This is a genomic window from Pseudomonas sp. LJDD11 (assembly GCF_024584215.1).
Taxonomy (GTDB): Bacteria; Pseudomonadota; Gammaproteobacteria; order Pseudomonadales; family Pseudomonadaceae; genus Aquipseudomonas.
In genome coordinates this window covers 298,858-316,685 of sequence record NZ_JANJFL010000003.1, presented here as the reverse complement: position 1 = coordinate 316,685, position 17,828 = coordinate 298,858, and the positions used below count along the sequence as shown (strand labels likewise).

Below are 17,828 nucleotides of genomic sequence, written 5' to 3'. Positions count from 1 at the left end.
GCTGCGGGCAAAATTCCCGCTGATTCACGCCAGGCGGTTCTTGGCCTCGATCCACTGCGCCATGTACTGGGTACTTTTGTGCTGATGGTGACGCAGCATGGCCCCGGTGAAATTGTTCAGGCGATGGCGTGGCAAGTCATTGCGCAACTGCTCAATGCGTCCGATCAGGCTCGCGCAGTGGGTCGAGTAGCCATAGCGTGTTTGCAGCAACTGCCAGCCGTCGCGCTGCGCCTGCTCCCAGCTCGGTTGATCCTGATACAGCTGCACGGCAGCGTCAGCAATGGCTTGCGCCGTTTCAGCGATCATGCCGGGCCAGGGCAGGGTGCCCTGCATGGCTTCGCTGCCGATCGGTGTGGTTACTGAGGGGGTGCCACACAGCATGGCGTCGATCAGCTTGCCCTTGATGCCAGCACCGAAGCGCAGTGGCGCCAGGCACACACGGGCCGCCGCCATGACCTGCAGGGCATCTTCGGCCCAGTCTTTGACAAGAAAGCCCTGCGCCGCATTGTGCAGCGAGGTGGCTTTGGGCGGCGTGTAGGCGCCATACACATGCAACTGCGCGTGAGGCAATTGTTTGCGGATCAGCGGCCATACGGCATTTTTCATCCATAGCACCGCGTCCCAGTTCGGCGCGTGGCGAAAGTTGCCGATGCTCAGAAAGTGCGCTCGCTCGGCAAAGCCGGTTGTGCTGGCCGGGCTGCCTTCGAGCATCAATGGGCACCAGTGCAGAAGCTGCGCCGCAACGCCGAAGCGCTCGTTGAGCAACTGCATTTCAACGTCAGAGGTCATCAGGTTCAGGTCGCAACGGTAGAGCGCGGCGATTTCGCGCTGAGCCAGGTCGCTGGCGGCCATGCGGGTAAATAAACCGTCGTGATCCGGCTTGAAAAGCTCGGTTAAATCAGCGCCTTGCGCATCAGCCTTGAGGATATCGCGCAAGATTGCCTGGCGCGCATGGCGCAGGCTCTGCAAATCCGAGGTTTCAAGGATGCGCAGTGCACCAGGGCACTGTTTTTCGACTCGCCAGCCAAACTGCTCCTCGATCATGAATTGATCGAACACCACAATATGTGGGTCAAGTTCGCTGACAAAGGTGTCGAAACTGCTGTTATTGAGCTCGATGCTGCATTCATCAATACCCAGGCTGCGCAAGTCGGCCTTGTGCGGTCCTTCAGTGGCCGGGCTGGCGAACGTGATCTGCCAGCCTTGTTCGATGAAGCACTGCAGCAGTTGCATCACGTGACCGCTGGCGGCAGAAGAGCGTGGTTCCGGCCAGACGTAACCGATAAACAACAGGCGGGTCAGTTGCCCGGCGTGGTGGTGTGGATCATGGGTTGCCAAGAATGTGTTTTACCTTGTCGCGTAATTGGTCGATGGAGAAGGGCTTGCCAATTGAATGCATGCCTTCGGGAATATCGATGATTTCTGCATAGCCGCTGGCGAACAATACCGGCACCTGCGGGCGGATCTGGCGCGCCTGGCCGGCCAGGTCGGTGCCTTTCATATCAGGCAGGCCTTGGTCGGTCATCAGCAGATCAATATGCACTGCGCTGTCAGTGAGCATTTTCAGGGCGGCAGCGCCGTCTTCGGCCTCCAGCACGGCGTACTCGAGTTCTTCCAGAACATCGACAATCAGCATGCGCACGATGTCGTCATCTTCGACCACGAGAATGGTGCTGGTTTGGGCTGGCATGGGTAACTCCCTAAAAAATGGCATTGAAAGCCACATTGCTGTGACTCCCTATGTCTGTAAGTAAAACACCGTCAGAAGTTCCCTTAATGGCTCTGCGCCATAGTGCTGCTCCCGTTAATCGTCACCATTGTGTGATGCAGGCGACTTATTGCCAATTTATGTCTGAAATTTCAATCCCGTATGAGCGAAAACGGAATCTTTTTGTTAAGTTTGCGTCACACTGTGTCATTTCACCGGGCCATCAGGGATTTTTCATGAATCGTCCGTCCAACGTCGATGAACAGCGTTTTCGCAAATTACTGGGACGTAACGTCAGCCTGCCACTGGGTGTGGGCGTGCTCAGCGCGGTGTTTTTCATCATTCTGATCAACTACCTGCTGGCCGCGATCCAGTGGGTCGAGCACACCGATCGGGTGATCAACAACACCAACCGCTCGTTGAAACTGTCGATTGACATGGAAACCGGCCTGCGTGGTTATCTGCTCACTGGCGATGCGCAGTTTCTCGACCCCTATGAGGTCGCCCGGCCGCTGCTCAAGGCCGAGCTGCAAGGTTTGCAGACGCTGGTTACCGACAACCCGACGCAACTGGACCGTTTCCGCCGTCTGTCGACCCTGCAGGATGAGTGGGAGGGCTTTGCCCAGGAAATGATCCAGTTGCGCCGCAGCAGCGGTGACTTCCTGACACCGACCCGCGCCGGGCGCGGCAAGCGCATCACCGATCAGATCCGTGGCGAGTACGACCAGGCCGTGGCCATGGAACAGCAGCTGCGTCTGAATCGCAACGCCGACGTCACCCGCATTACCATTTTGTCGGTGAGCCTGTACCTGGTCTTTGTGCTCAGTGTCAGTGCCATCCTGGCCTGGATGGGGCGTCGCGATTTGCTCACCTTGTCAAACACTTACGGCGCCAACCTGAAGCTGCAGCAAGACAATGCCGAGCGTCTGGAGAAGGTCGCCTGGCTGCGTAATGGTCAAAGTGAGCTGGCCGAGCAGGTGATCGGTCAGTTGACCCTCAATCTGGTCGGTCGCAACGTGCTGCAGTTTTTTGCTCGCTACATGGGCGCTGCGGTGGCGGCAGTTTACGTACGCCAGGAGCACGGCGGCCTGGTCCGGGTGGCCGCTTACGGTTTTTCTCGCGAGCAGGAACAACACGAGCAATCGCTGTACGCCGGTGAAGGAGTTATTGGTCAGGCGGTCGATGAACAACGAATCCTGACCCTCGATTCGCTGCCCACCGATTATTTCAAGATCAGCTCCGGGCTGGGTACTGGCAACCCGTCCAGCGTGGTGATTGTGCCGACCCGCAATGACGAGCAGGTCAACGGCGTCATTGAGCTGGGCTTTCTGCGTCCTCTGGCTGAGCGTGACATCGAGTTTCTTGAGTTGGTGGCCGGCAATGTCGGTACCTCCATCGAAGCGGCGCGTTATCGTCAGCGGCTGCAAGAGGTGCTGAGCGAAACCCAGCAGCTCAACGAAGAGCTGCAGGTGCAGCAGGAAGAATTGCGCACCGCCAATGAGGAGCTTGAAGAGCAATCACGGATCCTCAAGGAATCCCAGGCACATCTGGAAACCCAGCAGGCAGAACTGGAGCAGACCAATGTGCAGTTGGCCGAGCAGGCCCAGGCGCTGGCCGAGCAGCGTGATGCGCTGGACCGCAACAATGACGAACTGAGCAATGCGCAGATCGAATTGCAGGCCCGTGCCGACCAATTGCAGCGCTCCAGCCGTTACAAGTCAGAGTTCCTGGCCAATATGTCCCATGAGCTGCGTACGCCGCTCAACAGTTCGCTGATTCTCGCCAAGCTGCTGGCGGAGAATCCGACTCGCAACCTTAGTGACGAACAGGTCAAATTTGCCGAGTCGATCTATTCGGCGGGCAACGATTTGCTCAACCTGATCAACGATATCCTCGATATCGCCAAGGTCGAGGCCGGCAAACTTGAAGTGCGGCCGGAAAACTGCAGCCTGGAGCGACTGCTCGAAGGGCTTGAACGAATGTTCCAGCCACTGGCCCGCCAGAAGCAGTTGCAATTGAGTGTCGAGCTGCAACCCGGTACGCCTGCGCTGCTGCACACCGATGCGTTGCGCCTGGAGCAGATTCTCAAGAACTTGCTGTCCAACGCAGTCAAGTTCACCGAGCGAGGCAGCGTCAGCCTGATCGCTTCGGCGCGGCCTGAGGGCGGCGTGGCGTTCGCTGTCTGTGATTCCGGAATCGGGATCGCCGCTGATCAGCAACTCAGTGTCTTCGAGGCGTTCCATCAGGCTGATGGCACCACCAATCGTAAATATGGCGGCACCGGGCTGGGGCTGTCGATTTCCCGCGACCTGGCCGCCCTGTTGGGTGGTTCGATCAGCGTCTCGAGTACGTTGGGCAAAGGCAGCGTGTTCACCCTGTTGATGCCCCAGGTCTGGGTCGCCTCCGGCGAGGGCAGCGAGCACGTCATTAGCCCGGTGGTCAGCACGCCAGTGGCGAGTTTAAGCGCCGCCGCCTTGCCGGTCAGCACCCCGCAACCGGCGCTGGCAACGCCAAAACCGAGCGAGCCAGCGCTGCAAACATTCGCGGATGATCGTGAGCTGGCGCCCTTTGTGGGGCGTTGCATTCTGGTGATCGAGGACGACGTGAGGTTCGCGCAGATCCTCTTTGATCTGGCGCACGAACTGGGTTACCGCTGCCTGGTCGCCCATGCGGCCGATGAGGGGTTTGATCTGGCGGTGCAATACTCGCCCGATGCGATCCTGCTCGACATGCGCCTGCCGGATCACTCCGGCCTGACCGTGTTGCAGCGCCTCAAGGAACAGCCCGGCACCCGGCATATTCCGGTTCATGTGATTTCTGTCGAGGACCGTCAGGAAGCGGCGCTGCATATGGGCGCCATTGGCTATGCGGTCAAACCCACCACTCGTGAAGAACTCAAGGATGTGTTTGCCAAGCTTGAAGCCAAGCTGACCCAGAAGCTCAAGCGTGTGCTGCTGGTCGAGGACGATGCGTTGCAGCGCGACAGCATTGCCCGGCTGATCGGTGACGACGACGTGGAGATCACCGCGGTGGGCTTTGCCCAGGAGGCGCTGGACCTGCTGCGCGAGCACGTCTACGACTGCATGATCATCGACCTGAAGCTGCCGGACATGCTCGGCAACGAACTGCTCAAGCGCATGGCCGGCGAAGGCATTCGTTCGTTCCCGCCGGTGATTGTCTACACCGGGCGCAATATGACCCGTGATGAAGAAGCCGAGCTGATGAAGTATTCGCGCTCAATCATCATCAAGGGCGCACGCTCGCCGGAGCGGCTGCTCGATGAAGTGACGTTGTTTCTGCACAAGGTCGAGTCGCAGTTGTCCAACGAACGGCAGAAGATGCTGCTGACCGCCCGCAGCCGCGACAAGGTGTTCGAGGCGCGACGCATCCTGGTGGTCGATGACGACGTGCGCAATATCTTCGCCCTGACCAGCGCCCTGGAGCACAAAGGCGCGGTGGTGGAAGTGGCGCGCAATGGCCTGGAAGCCATCGACCGCCTTAACGAGGTCCCGGATATCGACCTGGTGCTGATGGATGTGATGATGCCCGAGATGGACGGCTTCGAAGCCACTGCGCAGATTCGCAAGGATCCGCGCTGGCGCAAACTGCCGGTCATTGCAGTCACCGCCAAGGCAATGAAGGACGATCAGGAGCGTTGCTTGCAGGCCGGGGCCAATGATTATCTGGCCAAACCTATCGATCTGGACCGGCTGTTTTCGCTGATCAGGGTATGGCTGCCGAAAATGGAACGTATTTGAGTGCGTGCGGCCAAAGCAGCACGCTGATTTACCTGCTCAGGTTTGTACATGTCCTATGACAAAAACGTCGATATCGAGCTGCGCTTGTTGATTGAGGCGATTTACCTCAAATACAGCTACGATTTTCGCGAGTATTCCGGTGCTTCGATCAAACGCAGGGTGCAACATGCCCTGCGTCAGTTCGAGTGCGGCACCATCTCGGCCTTGCAAGAGCGTGTGCTGCACGACCCGGCCGCGTTCATGCAACTGCTGCAATGGCTGACCATCCCGGTCAGTGAGATGTTTCGTGACCCGTCACACTTTCTGGCGATCCGTCAGGAAGTGGTGCCGCTGCTGCGCACTTACCCATCGCTGAAAATCTGGATTGCCGGTTGCAGCACGGGTGAGGAGGTGTACTCCATGGCCATTTTGCTGCGTGAAGAAGGCCTGTTGGAGCGCACCATTATTTACGCCACCGATATCAATCCCTATTCGCTGGACAAGGCCAAGCAAGGCATCTTCTCGCTGGACAGCGTACGCGGCTGGGCGCAGAGCTACCGGCTGGCCGGCGGTCAGGGCGAGCTGTCGGACTACTACACCTCGGCCTACGATTACGCGATCTTCGACAAGAGCCTGCGCGAGAACGTCACCTTCGCTGACCATAGCCTGGCGACCGACAGCGTATTTTCCGAAACGCACCTGATCTCTTGTCGCAATGTGCTGATTTATTTCAACAAGAAGCTCCAGGATCGGGCTTTCGGGCTGTTCCATGAATCGCTGTGTCATCGCGGTTTCCTGTCGCTGGGCAGTAAGGAAACACTGGACTTCTCGGCCTACAGCGACGTGTTCGAGACGCTGATCAAGCCGGAACGGATCTACCGCAAGTCATGAAAACCCACTTCGATGAGCACGCTGCTGGCGGGCTGCCGGTTGTGCAGGCGGTGGTGATTGGTGCGTCAGCGGGTGGGGTCGAGGCCTTGCTCACACTGACCCAAGGCATCGCGGCCGGCTTTCGCCTGCCGATTCTGGTGGTGCTGCATTTGCCGGAACAACGCAATAGTCAGCTGGCTCAGGTATTCCAGAGCCGGTTGCCGATTGCGGTCCGTGAGGCGCGGGACAAGGAAGCTATCCTTGCCGGCACTCTGTATTTCGCGCCGGCGGGCTATCACCTGTCGGTGGAGGATGATCTGAGTCTATCGTTGAGTCAGGAAGACAAAGTGTTTCACTCGCGCCCCAGTATCGACATCCTGTTCGAGTCGGCAGCCGACGCCTATGGCCCAGGGCTTGCCGGTGTGTTGCTGACCGGTGCCAATGATGATGGTGCCCGTGGCCTGGCGCGGATCAAGACGTTTGGCGGCCTGACCGTGATCCAGAACCCGCAGACCGCTGTAGCGCGGGCCATGCCTGAAGCCGGGCTGCGTTTGCAGACCCCCGATTACCTGTTGCCCTTGTCCGAGATCAGGGCCTTGCTGACCCAATTGGAACGAATTGCATGCTGAGTCAGATCCAGGCAAAACTGCTGATCGTCGACGACCTGCCGGAGAACTTGCTGGCCCTCGAAGCGTTGATCCGCCGTGAAGACCGCATCGTTTATAAGGCGCTGTCGGCCGATGCCGCGTTGTCGCTGCTGTTGCAGCATGAGTTTGCGCTGGCGATTCTGGATGTACAGATGCCCGGCATGAACGGTTTCGAGCTGGCCGAGATGATGCGCGGCACAGAAAAGACCAAGAGTATTCCCATCGTGTTCGTCACCGCTGCCGGTCGCGAGATGAACTATGCGTTCAAGGGCTATGAAAGTGGTGCGGTGGACTTCCTGCACAAACCGCTGGACATCCATGCGGTCAAGAGCAAGGTTAATGTGTTCGTCGAGCTGTACCGCCAGCGCAAGGCCATGAAGCAACAAGTCGAGGCGCTCGAACAGGCCCGCCAGGAACAGCAGGTGCTGCTGGAGCAACTGCAGAGCGCCCAGGCCGAGCTGCAGCGCGCCGTGAGCATGCGCGACGATTTCATGTCGATTGTCTCTCACGAAGTGCGTACGCCGCTCAACGGGCTGATTCTGGAAACCCAGCTGCGCAAACTGCATCTGGCCAAGAACAACGAAGCGGCGTTCAGCATGGACAAGCTGCGCGGCATGGTCGAACGTGATGAGCGGCAGATTCAGAGCCTGATCCGGCTGATCGAAGACATGCTCGATGTCTCGCGGATCCGCACCGGCAAATTGTCGATCCGCACCAGCGCGTTTGATCTCGGTGAACTGGTCGGTAACTTGCTGGAAAGTTTTGCCGCGCAAGTGGCGGCAGCCGGCTGCAGCCTGCAGTTGACCACCTGTGAGGCGGTCATCGGCGTGTGGGACGAGTTTCGTATTGAACAAGTGCTGGCCAACCTGCTGACCAATGCGTTGCGTTATGGCGCCGGCAAGCCGATTGTCGTCAGGGTCTACGTCGACAGCCGCCGCAACCAGGCGCGGGTCGATGTGACGGACCAGGGCATTGGTATTTCCGCCGAGAATCAGGCGCGGATCTTCCAGCAATTCGAACGCGTCAACGCCGGCCATGCAGTCGCCGGGCTGGGGCTTGGACTATTTATCTCCGAACAGATCGTCATGGCCCACGGCGGTGAGCTACTGGTGGAGAGCGAAGAGGGCAAGGGCTCGACGTTCAGCCTCTGCCTGCCGTTGCAGCCGGTCGTTTAACAGGCGGTTATATGCCTTGGTGGTGCGCAGGGTCATAGCCCTGCCGCAGGCGTAACAGGCTGGGGGCCGGTTTTTGCACGACAATCGCAAATTGTCAGGCAATCTGCGCAACCTCCGCCGTGCACCGTGGTCGTATTGGCAGCTATTTGAAGATTGAAGGCCGTTCCATGAGCGTTGATGCGCAAGACGTTGTACTGATCGTCGAAGACGAACCCCTGATCATGATGCTGCTGGCCGATTATCTGTCCGGCGAGGGCTATCGTGTGTTACAGGCCGAGAATGGCGAGCAGGCGTTCGAGATTCTCGCTACCCGGCCACACCTTGACCTGATGATCACTGACTACCGCCTGCCGGGCGGTATTTCCGGGGTGATGATTGCTGAGCCAGCGGTCAAGCTGCGCCCGGATCTGAAGGTCATTTTCATTAGTGGCTACCCGGCGGAAATCGCCGAGTCCGGCAGCCCGATTGCTACCCGGGCGCCGATTCTGGCCAAGCCGTTCACGATGGAAACCCTGCATACGCAGATCGAGAAGCTGCTGGCCTGAGCCGGCCAGCAGAGACCGGCGACGGTCTCGGGCTGGCGTGGGGTCAGGCCTCGATCATCTCGCGCACTTTGGCGGTCAGGTGGTCGAAGGCGAAGGGCTTACTGATCATCTGCATATCACTGCCAAGAAACTCGCCTCTGACTGCCGCATGTTCGGCATAACCGGTAATAAACAGCACCTTCAGGCCAGGGCGTAGCTGGCGGGCAACTTCCGCCAGTTGGCGGCCGTTCATGCCTGGCAAGCCGACATCACTGATCAACAGATCAATACGCGTCTCTGACTCCAGCAGCGGCAGTGCTGAAGGTGCGTCTGCGGCCTCGACGAAGGCATAGCCCAATTCGCTGAGTACCTCGCTGACCAGCCGCCGTACGGCCGGGTCGTCCTCGACAATCAGCACGGTTTCGCCGGCCCTGGCATAGCTGGCGGCGCTTTGGAATGTCAGTTGATCGTCCTCTTGCTGGCCTCTGTAGCGCGGCAGGAACAGTTTCACCGTGGTGCCACGGCCAACTTCGCTGTCGATGGCAACATGGCCGCGTGATTGCTTGCAGAAGCCATAGATCATCGACAAGCCCAGGCCGGTGCCTTGGCCGATGGGCTTGGTGGTGAAAAACGGGTCGAAGGCGCGGTTGACGATGTGCTCGGGCATGCCACTGCCGCTGTCACTGACGCTGAGTAATACATAGTCACCGGGCAACAGGTTTTCATGGGCATCGGTGAAGCGCCGCTCCAGGCGTTGGTTGCGCGTTTCAATGCGCAACCGGCCGCCGTTCGGCATGGCATCGCGGGCATTGAGCACCAGATTGAGCAGTGCACTTTCCAGCTGATTCGGGTCGGCCTCGGCGGTCCATAACCGGGGTTCAAACTGCATATCGAGCTGAATGCTTTCGCTGACGCTGCGCTGGATCAATTCATCCATGGCCTTGATCAGATGATTCATCTCAACCGGTTTGGCGTCCAGCGACTGGCGCCTTGAGAATGCCAGTAAGCGGTGCGTGAGGGCGGCGGCGCGATTGGCCGACGTCACCCCCAGATCGATCAGGCCGCCGAGATCATCGGTGCGCCCGCGAGCAATACGCCGACGCAGCAGTTCCAGGCTGCCGATGATGCCGGTGAGCATGTTATTGAAATCATGGGCGATGCCGCCGGTAAGCTGGCCGACCGCTTCCATTTTCTGCGACTGGCGCAAGGCTTCTTCATTCTGGCGAAGCTGGACGGTGCGTTCTTCGATCTGTTGTTCAAGGGTCTCGTTAAGGCGCCGCAGTTGTACTTCGGCCTGCTTGCGTTCGCTGATATCGGAGGTGACGCCGACCAGCGCGGTGATCTGGCCGTTCTCGCCGCGGATCGCCCGGGCCCGCACATCCACCCAATTCAGCGAGCCGTCTGGCCACAGGTTGCGATACTCGATAATGAAATCGGCGCCGGTATCGAGACTGCGCTGCAAGGCTGATTGCATGCGTGGCTGGTCTTCGGCATAGACCGCATCGAGCCAGTCGTCATAGCTGAACAGGGTATGCTCGTGACGACCGTAATGCGCCAGGGTGATCGCCGAGCAACTGAGTTGCAGAAATTCGGTCTCCAGTTGCCAGGACCCCAGACGGCCTGCGGTCAAAGCGTTCTGCAAGCGCTTTTCGCTTTCCAGCAGATCATCCATACGCCCCCTGGCCTCGTATTGGCGGCGGCGCCCGCGTACGGCGGTGGTCACCAGGCTGACCAGGGTCATGGGGTGAAAGGGCCGTTCGAGGAAGCTGACGTTGCCCAGTTGCGTACCCAGCCGGGTCGAGGGGTTTTGCTCCGGGCCGCCATGGCGGGTCAGCAAGACCACCGGCAGGTCCGACCAGGGCGGTTGTCTGGCCAGCAGCTCAAGCAACGGGTTGAGGTCGGCGCCGCGCAGCGCCTCGTCGGCAATGATCGCCAGCCCCGCACCAAGGCTCAGTTCAGTGGCCAGTTCATTAAGGTCCTGCACGGCTTTGGCGCGTAAACCCGCCTCGCTGAGGATGTTGATCGCTATCTGGCTGTCGCGCCCGTTAGGGGCCAGGATGATCGCACGTTCGGAAAAGGCCGGGATCACGTCTGGTCATCCTGCAACAGCGGATGGTTGTCGCCAAAGTAGCTGGGTACCCCGCGTAATACGCCTTGAAACGCATGCAGGGGAGTGCCGATGCGCAGGCCGGCCTGGCCGATCTTGTATTCACGGATCGTTGACTCATGGGTGCCGGTACGTTTTTTGATAATGGAAATCGCCCGGCGTACTTCGCCCATGGCTTCGAAGTAACGCAGCAGGATGACCGTATCGGCCAGATAGGTGATATCAACGGGGGTGCGCATATCGCCGACCAGGCCATGCTGGGCAATGGTCATGAACGTCGAAGCGCCCTGGCGATTGAGGTAGAGCAACAGCTCGTGCATGTGCAGCACCAGCGCGTTCTCTTCCGGCATCGCGGCCTGATAGCCATTGAGGCTGTCGATGATGACCGTCTTGATCTGCTGCTGGTCAACGCAGCGGCGTACCCGATGGGAGAATTCACCGGGCGACAGCTCTGCAGCATCCACCTGTTCGACCCAAAGCCGGTTCTGATCCTGAAACGCCTGCAGGTCGATGCCCATGGCGCGCATGCGTTCGTACAACAAACCCAGCTCTTCATCGAAAACGAACAGGCCGACGCGCTCGCCACGGGCCATGGCCTGCACGGCGAATACCAGCGCGGTCAGCGACTTGCCGGTGCCGGCCGGCCCCAGAATCAGGGTGCTGGATCCGCTGTCGATGCCGCCACCGAGCAAGTCGTCAAGTTCCTGAATGCCGCTGGTGTACTGCTGGCGCTGATAATTGCTGCGGTGTTCGGCCGCCACCAGGCGTGGAAACACCTGGATGCCGCCCTGGGCAATGGTGAAGTCATGAAAGCCGCCACGGTATTTCTGGCCGCGGTATTTGATCACTTTGAGTCGGCGCCGCTCGGCACCGTAGGCCGGGGTCAGTTCCTGCAGGCGAATCACGCCATGGGCAACACTGTGCACGGTCTTGTCCAGTGCATCAGTGGTCAGGTCGTCAAGCAGCAGCACCGTGGTATCGAAACGGGCAAAATAATGCTTCATGGCCAGTACCTGGCGCCGGTAGCGCAGCGAGCTCTGGGCCAGCAGGCGGATTTCAGAGAGGCTGTCGATCACCACCCGCGACGGCTTTATCCGCTCGACGGCTGCAAATACCTGAGCCACGGTTTCACCCAGCTCCAGGTCCGAGGAATACAACAGGCTTTGATGTTGCTCGGCACTGAGCAGGCTTTCTGGCGGGGTCAGCTCGAAGACTGCGATCGATCCGTCCAGCTCCCAGCCATGGGAGCGGGCGCTGTCGCGCAGCTCACCCTCGGTTTCAGAGAGCGTGATGTACAGTGAGGTCTCGCCAGCCTGCGCACCGGCCAGCAGAAACTGCAACGCCACGGTGGTCTTGCCGGTGCCGGGTTCGCCTTCGAGCAGAAACACATGCCCGCGGGAAAGTCCGCCGCTGAGGATGTTGTCCAGACCATCAATGCCGGTTGCTGCCTTGGATGTACTCAATGAATGCCCTCTCGATACTCGGCGCGATCAGCCACTACCTGGCCAGTTTAGCTGCGTAGTCTCTGGACACCGGGCGCGGGTACGGGTTCCGGGCAGTCGCCAGGTTGTTTTGGGTGAGGCGCTTGAAGCGGTCCGGCAAATGGCACAAGCGTCGCCTTACGACGGTCATGGCTGCCTTGTTATAGTCCGGCGACGTTGCCTAGCCCGCCAGAGGTTCATTCATGTCTGACTATCAAGCTTTCAATGTCCAGCTCGTTGATAAGGTCGCTCATCTGCAGATCAATCGGCCAGACAAGCTCAATGCGATGAATGCGGCGTTCTGGCGCGAGATCGTCGAGATCTTCCACTGGGTCGATGAACACGATGAAATCCGCGCCGTGGTGATCAGTGGCGCCGGCAAGCACTTTTCTTCCGGTATCGATCTGGCGCTGTTGGGCGCAGTGGCGGGCGAGCTGGGCGCTGACGCCGGGCGTAACGCGCGGCTGCTGCGGCGCAAGATCGAGCAGTTGCAGGCGTCTTTCACGGCTGTGGCCGAATGCCGCAAACCGGTACTGGCGGCTATTCAGGGCTATTGCCTGGGCGGTGCCATCGACCTGATCGCTGCCTGTGACATGCGTTATGCCGCCCAGGACGCGCAATTTGCCATCCGCGAGATCGACATGGGCATGGCCGCCGACGTCGGCACCTTGCAGCGTTTGCCGCGCATCATCGGCGATGGCCTGTTGCGCGAGCTGGCTTACACCGGGCGCACCGTCGATGCTACCGAGGCCGAGCGTATTGGCCTGGTGAACCGGGTTTTTACCGACCCAGCGCAATTGCTTGAAGAAGTCATGGCCCTGGCCCGGCAGATTGCGCAAAAATCGCCGCTGGCCATTGAGGGCACCAAGCGCATGATCGATTACATGCGCGATCACCGGATCAATGATGGCCTGGAACACGTTGCCATCTGGAACGCGTCCATGCTGCAATCGCCCGATCTCAAGCTGGCCATGCTGGCACAGATGAACAAGCAAAAGCCGGTGTTCGACGATTGAACCCGGCCTGGAAAGGAGTGTGTTGATGACCCGCCGTTGGACCACCGCCGTGCTCGACCCGCAATTGCCTGACGGACGTGCCGTGGTATGCAGCCCGCAGGGCTTTTTACTGAGTGAAGAGGGCGTGCTGTTTTCCAGGCAATGGCTGGCCGGCCTGCAATTGCCGCTGCTCAGTGAGCATGGCATCGGCCATTTCGATGGTGAGCCGGTGTATGTCTGGGTGCTGCAGCGCGCCGTAGAGCTCGAAGGGCTGGCCTGGCAAGGTCTGCGCCAGTTCATGCTGGAGGGCGATCTTGCGGTCTACCAGAAGCTGGGTTACGCCGCGCAGATCGCCACCTGGGCTCGCGAGCACCGCTTCTGCGGCGCCTGTGGCAAGCCCACCGTGCAGGTGCCGGGCGAGCGCGCGATGTACTGCGCCGATGATGAGCTGCGCTTCTATCCGCGTATTGCGCCGAGCATGATCGTGCTGATCACCCGCGGCGATGAAGTGCTGCTGGCGCGCTCGCCGCGTTTCGTCAGCGGCGTGTACAGCACCCTGGCCGGGTTTGCCGAGCCGGGCGAGTCTGCAGAAGACTGCGTGCGCCGTGAGGTGATGGAGGAGGTGCAGCTCAAGGTGCGTGACATTCAGTACGTGGGCAGCCAGTGCTGGCCGTTTCCGCACTCGATGATGCTTGGCTTTCATGCCGAGTACGAGAGCGGCGAGATTGTCCCGCAGCCCGACGAGATCGAAGATGCCCGCTGGTTCAGCATCTTTGATCTGCCGCCGCTACCGGCCAGCCGCTCGATTGCCCGCCACCTGATCGAGCTGTACCTGGCGCGCCGCTCAGGCGCCGCCGAACCAGTGCTGCCAGGCTAGCCGCACGGTCAGCGCCAGGACCATGATGATGAACACCGGGCGGATAAATTTGGCACCGCCCTTGATTGCCGTGCCGGCGCCGAAGTAAGCGCCGGCCATGACCGCCAGGCCCATCAGCACACCAAGAATCACATCCACCTGACCCGAGACGGCAAACACTGTCAGGGCCATGGCGTTGCTGACGAAGTTCATGCTGCGCGCCACGCCACTGGCCTTGACCAGGTCGATGGGGTATGCCATCAGCGTACTGACCGTCCAGAACGCACCGGTGCCGGGGCCGGCCACGCCATCGTAAAAGCCCAGGCCCAGCCCTTGCGGGATCTGGCGCAGTTGTTTGATCGGCGCGTTGCTGTCGGTCGGCGCCTTGGGCGTACCGCCGAACAGCAGGTACAGGCCACAGCCGAAGACGATCAGCGGCAGCATCTGGTTGATCCACTCGGCAGGCAGGTAATGGGCGATGACCGCACCCAGCAGTGCGCCGATGGCGGTGCTGATCAACGCCAGCTTCCATTGCGAGGGATCGAACAGCTTGCGCCGGAAATAGGTGAAGCTGGCGGTGGCCGAGCCGAAGGTGGCACACAGCTTATTGGTGCCAAGCACCATATGCGGCGGCAGGCCGGCGGTCATTAACGCAGGCGTGGTAAGCAATCCGCCGCCGCCGGCAATGGCATCGATGAAACCGGCCACAAAAGCCACGACGGCGAGCACGGCAAGCGTGAGGGGGTCAACACTGAGTTCAAAAGGCATGGCAAGGACTTGTCGGCAGAAGGGCGCAATGGCTGCCCTGAAGGGCCAACATTCTACCTCTCATCACCGGCCGCTGTCAGATTGACGTCAGTTATTGCACCCCGATCAGGACAGAAACCCACCATCGACATTCAGTATCGCGCCAGTGGTATAGCTTGACCCGGCGCTGGCCAGATACAGCACCGCACCGGCCATTTCATCAGGCGCGGCCACACGCTTGAGCGGGATATGACCCAGCGCCTGGTCGAGAATCGCCGGGTTGCTGACCAATGCCGAGGCGAAGCGGGTGTCAGTCAGGCCTGGTAGCAGGGCATTGCAGCGGATGCCAAACGCCGCACACTCTTTGGCGAACACCTTGGTCATATTGATCACCGCCGCCTTGGTGATCGAATAGATACCCTGGAACTCACCGGGCGAAACACCATTGATTGAGGCCACGTTGATAATGCTGCCGCCGCCGTGCTCGCGCATCAGCTTGCCGGCCTGCACCGACATGAAGAAATAGCCGCGAATGTTGACGTCGACGGTTTTCTGAAAGGCAGCAGGGTCAGTGTCCAGTACATGGCAGAACTGCGGGTTGGTGGCGGCGTTGTTGACCAGGATGTCCAGCCGCCCGAAGCGTTCGCGAATCATGGCGAACAGTTGCTCGATCTGCTCCGGTTCGCCAATGTGGCAGGCCAGCGCAGTAGCCATGCCGCCGTCGGCGATGATGCTCGCGGCTACCTGCTGACAGCCTTCCAGGCGCCGGCTGCTGACAATGACATGAGCGCCCTGGCTGGCCAGCAGCCGGGCGATCGCCTCACCGATACCCCGGCTGGCCCCGGAGACCAGAGCAATCTTGCCGTCGAGATCGAACAGGGTGGTTCTGGCCATGGTTACTCCCGGATTTCAGCGATTGTGTGGATGCGCGTAATAGTGCGTAGGAGCGACTTTAGTCGCGAACCACCATTTGCGCATCCTTCGCGGCTGAAGCCGCTCCTACGGGCGAACTGCTCTTCATGCCCGTTAAGCAGGCATAAAAAAACCGAAGCACGCAGGCTTCGGTTTTTTGTTTTCCCGGCCAAATTACTGCGGGAACAGCTCGCTGAGCTTCATCGACAGCATCATGTCGCCTTCAATGCGCAGCTTGCCGCCCATGAACGCCTGCATGCCGTCGGTCTCGCCGCTGACGATGCCTTTGAGGGTTTCGCTGTCCATGATCAGGGTGACGTTGGCGTCAGGGTTTTCGCCTTCCTGCAATTGGCAGGTGCTGTCCTTGATGATCAGGGCAAAGTGTTTGTCTTCGTCGGTGACGTTGAAACCGAAGATCAGATCCAGGCCTTTGGCGGCGTCAGGATTGAACTTGGCGTGCATTTTCTGGACTGCATCGGCTACTGAGGTCATGTGTCGATCCTTATTGGAAGTGGGCTGCGCTCGTGCGAGCGGCTGCCATCGGTATCGTCCCGCAATGTGCAGGTGCAGGCGAGGTTAGGGGCATGGCACGGGCCTGTCAACCTGAAATCATACAGCTGTTTGAATTAGCTGTTTCAATGTTTGCACACCTTTGTCGGCTGGTGGTTGATCGGCCTGCTCGGTATGCTTGTTCATCGCGTGCCCGCTATAGAGAGCGCGCCAGCAATCAAGGAGTCGCCGTGGATTTTTTTGCCGATTACGCCAGCTTTCTGGCCAAGACCGTCACGTTGGTGGTTGCCATTGTGGTGGTACTGGTTGCCATCGCTTCGCTGCGCAGTAAAGGGCGTGGCAAGACGGCCGGGCAGTTGCAGGTCACCCGGCTCAATGATTTTTACAAGGGGCTGCGTGAGCGTCTGGAGCATTCGCTGCTCGACAAGGCCCGGCTCAAGGCATTGCGCAAAGAGCAGAGCAAAGCGCTGAAGAAGGAAAAGAAGCAGCCCGAGGCCAAGTCGCGGGTCTATGTGCTGGACTTCAATGGCGATATCAAGGCCTCGGCCACCGAGAGCCTGCGTCATGAAATCACCGCACTGCTGAGCCTGGCCACTGACAAGGATGAAGTTGTCCTGCGTCTGGAAAGCGGCGGCGGTCTGGTGCACAGCTACGGTCTGGCATCTTCGCAACTGGCTCGGGTGCGTCAGGCCGGCATCCCACTGACTATCTGCATCGATAAGGTCGCGGCCAGCGGCGGCTATATGATGGCCTGCATCGGCACCCGGATCATCAGCGCGCCCTTCGCTATCCTCGGCTCCATCGGTGTGGTGGCGCAACTGCCCAACGTCAACCGCCTGCTGAAAAAACACGACATCGACTTCGAGGTGCTGACCGCTGGTGAATACAAGCGCACCCTGACCGTGTTTGGCGAAAACACCGAAAAGGGCCGGGAGAAGTTCCAGCAGGACCTGGAAACCACCCACGAACTGTTCAAGGGCTTTGTCGCCAGCTACCGCCCGCAACTGGACATCGATGAAGTGGCCACCGGCGAGGTCTGGCTGGGGATGGCGGCGCTGGACAAACAACTGGTCGACGAACTCAAGACCAGCGACGAGTACCTGGCCGACAAGGCCAAGGATGCCGAGGTCTTCCACCTGCATTACGCCCAGCGCAAGAGCCTGCAAGAGCGGGTCGGCATGGCGGCGGCGGTTTCGCTGGATGGCATTGCGCTGCGCTGGTGGGAGCGGTTGAGCCAGCAGCGGTTTTGGTCCTGACTTATAGGTGGATGGTGTTGGTGTTGGTGTTGGTGTACATCCTCCACATTGATGTTGGTCTTTAGTCAGCTTTCCACTTTTACAGCGGGTCACTTTTGGTTTCTTTGAGCACAGATGGCACAGACGACGCCAATCGCGACTTGGGCGCTGGCCGAGTGGAGGTGTCGATTTGGTGGGAAAACCGGCAGGGAAGCCGGTTTTAGGCGCGCTGGGCAGGGATGCCCATCGTGCCGACCGCCAAATCGGCACCGGAGCGAGGGAACCCGAAGGGCCAAGCCAGGAGCAGGCGGTTTTGCCTACTTT

General features: G+C 59.8%; 15 protein-coding genes. 8 read left to right on the top strand and 7 right to left on the bottom strand.

What is annotated here, in order from left to right; translation table 11 throughout:
* Positions 1–24 precede the first annotated feature (24 nt).
* Together NRB16_RS06310 and NRB16_RS06305 are read right to left on the bottom strand one after the other, a co-directional pair.
* Complete coding sequence (locus tag NRB16_RS06310; protein WP_257105725.1) at positions 25–1,338, bottom strand: glycosyltransferase; 1,314 nt, start codon at positions 1,336–1,338, stop codon at positions 25–27.
* Positions 1,325–1,690, bottom strand: coding sequence for a response regulator (locus NRB16_RS06305; protein WP_045490912.1), 366 nt, complete (start codon positions 1,688–1,690; stop codon positions 1,325–1,327). Before NRB16_RS06305 ends, NRB16_RS06310 begins: the two co-directional genes overlap by 14 nt.
* A 254-nt stretch (positions 1,691–1,944) precedes the next feature.
* On the opposite strand from NRB16_RS06305, the gene NRB16_RS06300 reads away from it, so the two are divergent.
* The 5 genes from NRB16_RS06300 (at position 1,945) to NRB16_RS06280 (ending at position 8,682) form a co-directional block, all read left to right on the top strand.
* Positions 1,945–5,466 (top strand): response regulator, encoded by a 3,522-nt coding sequence (locus tag NRB16_RS06300; RefSeq protein WP_257105724.1) that lies wholly within the window; start codon positions 1,945–1,947, stop codon positions 5,464–5,466.
* Positions 5,467–5,514: 48 nt separating this feature from the next.
* Positions 5,515–6,336 carry a protein-glutamate O-methyltransferase CheR gene (locus NRB16_RS06295; protein WP_373568434.1) on the top strand — a complete coding sequence of 274 codons (822 nt, stop codon included), beginning with the start codon at positions 5,515–5,517 and terminating at the stop codon, positions 6,334–6,336.
* Positions 6,333–6,944: a chemotaxis protein CheB gene (locus tag NRB16_RS06290; protein ID WP_257105722.1), complete on the top strand. Its 612-nt coding sequence runs from the start codon at positions 6,333–6,335 to the stop codon at positions 6,942–6,944. Before NRB16_RS06295 ends, NRB16_RS06290 begins: the two co-directional genes overlap by 4 nt.
* Positions 6,938–8,137 carry a hybrid sensor histidine kinase/response regulator gene (locus tag NRB16_RS06285; protein ID WP_045490916.1) on the top strand — a complete coding sequence of 400 codons (1,200 nt, stop codon included), beginning with the start codon at positions 6,938–6,940 and terminating at the stop codon, positions 8,135–8,137. The genes NRB16_RS06290 and NRB16_RS06285 overlap by 7 nt, the downstream gene beginning before the upstream one ends.
* A gap of 167 nt (positions 8,138–8,304) precedes the next feature.
* On the top strand, positions 8,305–8,682 hold the full coding sequence (locus tag NRB16_RS06280) for a response regulator (protein ID WP_045490917.1): 378 nt from the start codon (positions 8,305–8,307) through the stop codon (positions 8,680–8,682).
* Positions 8,683–8,725: 43 nt separating this feature from the next.
* Here the strand turns inward: NRB16_RS06280 and NRB16_RS06275 are convergent, their stop codons facing one another.
* Positions 8,726–10,750 carry a response regulator gene (locus NRB16_RS06275; RefSeq protein WP_257105721.1) on the bottom strand — a complete coding sequence of 675 codons (2,025 nt, stop codon included), beginning with the start codon at positions 10,748–10,750 and terminating at the stop codon, positions 8,726–8,728.
* A complete protein-coding gene (locus tag NRB16_RS06270; RefSeq protein WP_045490920.1) occupies positions 10,747–12,231 on the bottom strand; it encodes an ATPase domain-containing protein in 1,485 nt (494 codons plus the stop codon). Before NRB16_RS06270 ends, NRB16_RS06275 begins: the two co-directional genes overlap by 4 nt.
* Positions 12,232–12,452: 221 nt before the next feature.
* Here NRB16_RS06270 and NRB16_RS06265 point away from each other — a divergent pair, with 221 nt between their 5' ends.
* Together NRB16_RS06265 and nudC are read left to right on the top strand one after the other, a co-directional pair.
* Positions 12,453–13,265 carry a crotonase/enoyl-CoA hydratase family protein gene (locus NRB16_RS06265; RefSeq protein WP_045490922.1) on the top strand — a complete coding sequence of 271 codons (813 nt, stop codon included), beginning with the start codon at positions 12,453–12,455 and terminating at the stop codon, positions 13,263–13,265.
* A 25-nt stretch (positions 13,266–13,290) separates the two neighbouring features.
* Entirely contained in the window at positions 13,291–14,121 is an 831-nt protein-coding gene (gene nudC / locus NRB16_RS06260; protein ID WP_045490924.1) for an NAD(+) diphosphatase, read from the top strand.
* On the opposite strand, the gene NRB16_RS06255 is transcribed toward nudC, so the two are convergent.
* The 3 genes from NRB16_RS06255 to NRB16_RS06245 form a co-directional block, all read right to left on the bottom strand.
* Positions 14,089–14,868, bottom strand: a complete 780-nt coding sequence (locus tag NRB16_RS06255) for a TSUP family transporter (protein ID WP_045490926.1) — start codon at positions 14,866–14,868, stop codon at positions 14,089–14,091. The genes nudC and NRB16_RS06255 overlap by 33 nt on opposite strands.
* Before the next feature lie 105 nt (positions 14,869–14,973).
* A complete protein-coding gene (locus tag NRB16_RS06250; RefSeq protein WP_045490928.1) occupies positions 14,974–15,741 on the bottom strand; it encodes an SDR family oxidoreductase in 768 nt (255 codons plus the stop codon).
* Between the two features lie 192 nt (positions 15,742–15,933).
* Positions 15,934–16,251, bottom strand: coding sequence for an SCP2 sterol-binding domain-containing protein (locus NRB16_RS06245; RefSeq protein WP_045490930.1), 318 nt, complete (start codon positions 16,249–16,251; stop codon positions 15,934–15,936).
* 248 nt (positions 16,252–16,499) lie between these two features.
* On the opposite strand from NRB16_RS06245, the gene sohB reads away from it, so the two are divergent.
* Positions 16,500–17,525 carry a protease SohB gene (gene sohB, locus NRB16_RS06240; protein WP_257105720.1) on the top strand — a complete coding sequence of 342 codons (1,026 nt, stop codon included), beginning with the start codon at positions 16,500–16,502 and terminating at the stop codon, positions 17,523–17,525.
* Positions 17,526–17,828 lie beyond the last annotated feature (303 nt).

Excerpts from the sequence above, each read along its gene's own strand:
- NRB16_RS06285 (WP_045490916.1), top strand. The coding sequence starts at position 6,938 with ATGCTGAGTCAGATCCAGGCAAAACTGCTGATCGTCGACGACCTGCCG.
- NRB16_RS06300 (WP_257105724.1), top strand. The coding sequence starts at position 1,945 with ATGAATCGTCCGTCCAACGTCGATGAACAGCGTTTTCGCAAATTACTG.
- NRB16_RS06245 (WP_045490930.1), bottom strand. The coding sequence starts at position 16,251 with ATGACCTCAGTAGCCGATGCAGTCCAGAAAATGCACGCCAAGTTCAAT.
- NRB16_RS06250 (WP_045490928.1), bottom strand. The coding sequence starts at position 15,741 with ATGGCCAGAACCACCCTGTTCGATCTCGACGGCAAGATTGCTCTGGTC.
- NRB16_RS06290 (WP_257105722.1), top strand. The coding sequence starts at position 6,333 with ATGAAAACCCACTTCGATGAGCACGCTGCTGGCGGGCTGCCGGTTGTG.
- NRB16_RS06265 (WP_045490922.1), top strand. The coding sequence starts at position 12,453 with ATGTCTGACTATCAAGCTTTCAATGTCCAGCTCGTTGATAAGGTCGCT.
- NRB16_RS06295 (WP_373568434.1), top strand. The coding sequence starts at position 5,515 with ATGTCCTATGACAAAAACGTCGATATCGAGCTGCGCTTGTTGATTGAG.
- NRB16_RS06280 (WP_045490917.1), top strand. The coding sequence starts at position 8,305 with ATGAGCGTTGATGCGCAAGACGTTGTACTGATCGTCGAAGACGAACCC.
- NRB16_RS06305 (WP_045490912.1), bottom strand. The coding sequence starts at position 1,690 with ATGCCAGCCCAAACCAGCACCATTCTCGTGGTCGAAGATGACGACATC.
- NRB16_RS06255 (WP_045490926.1), bottom strand. The coding sequence starts at position 14,868 with ATGCCTTTTGAACTCAGTGTTGACCCCCTCACGCTTGCCGTGCTCGCC.
- nudC (WP_045490924.1), top strand. The coding sequence starts at position 13,291 with ATGACCCGCCGTTGGACCACCGCCGTGCTCGACCCGCAATTGCCTGAC.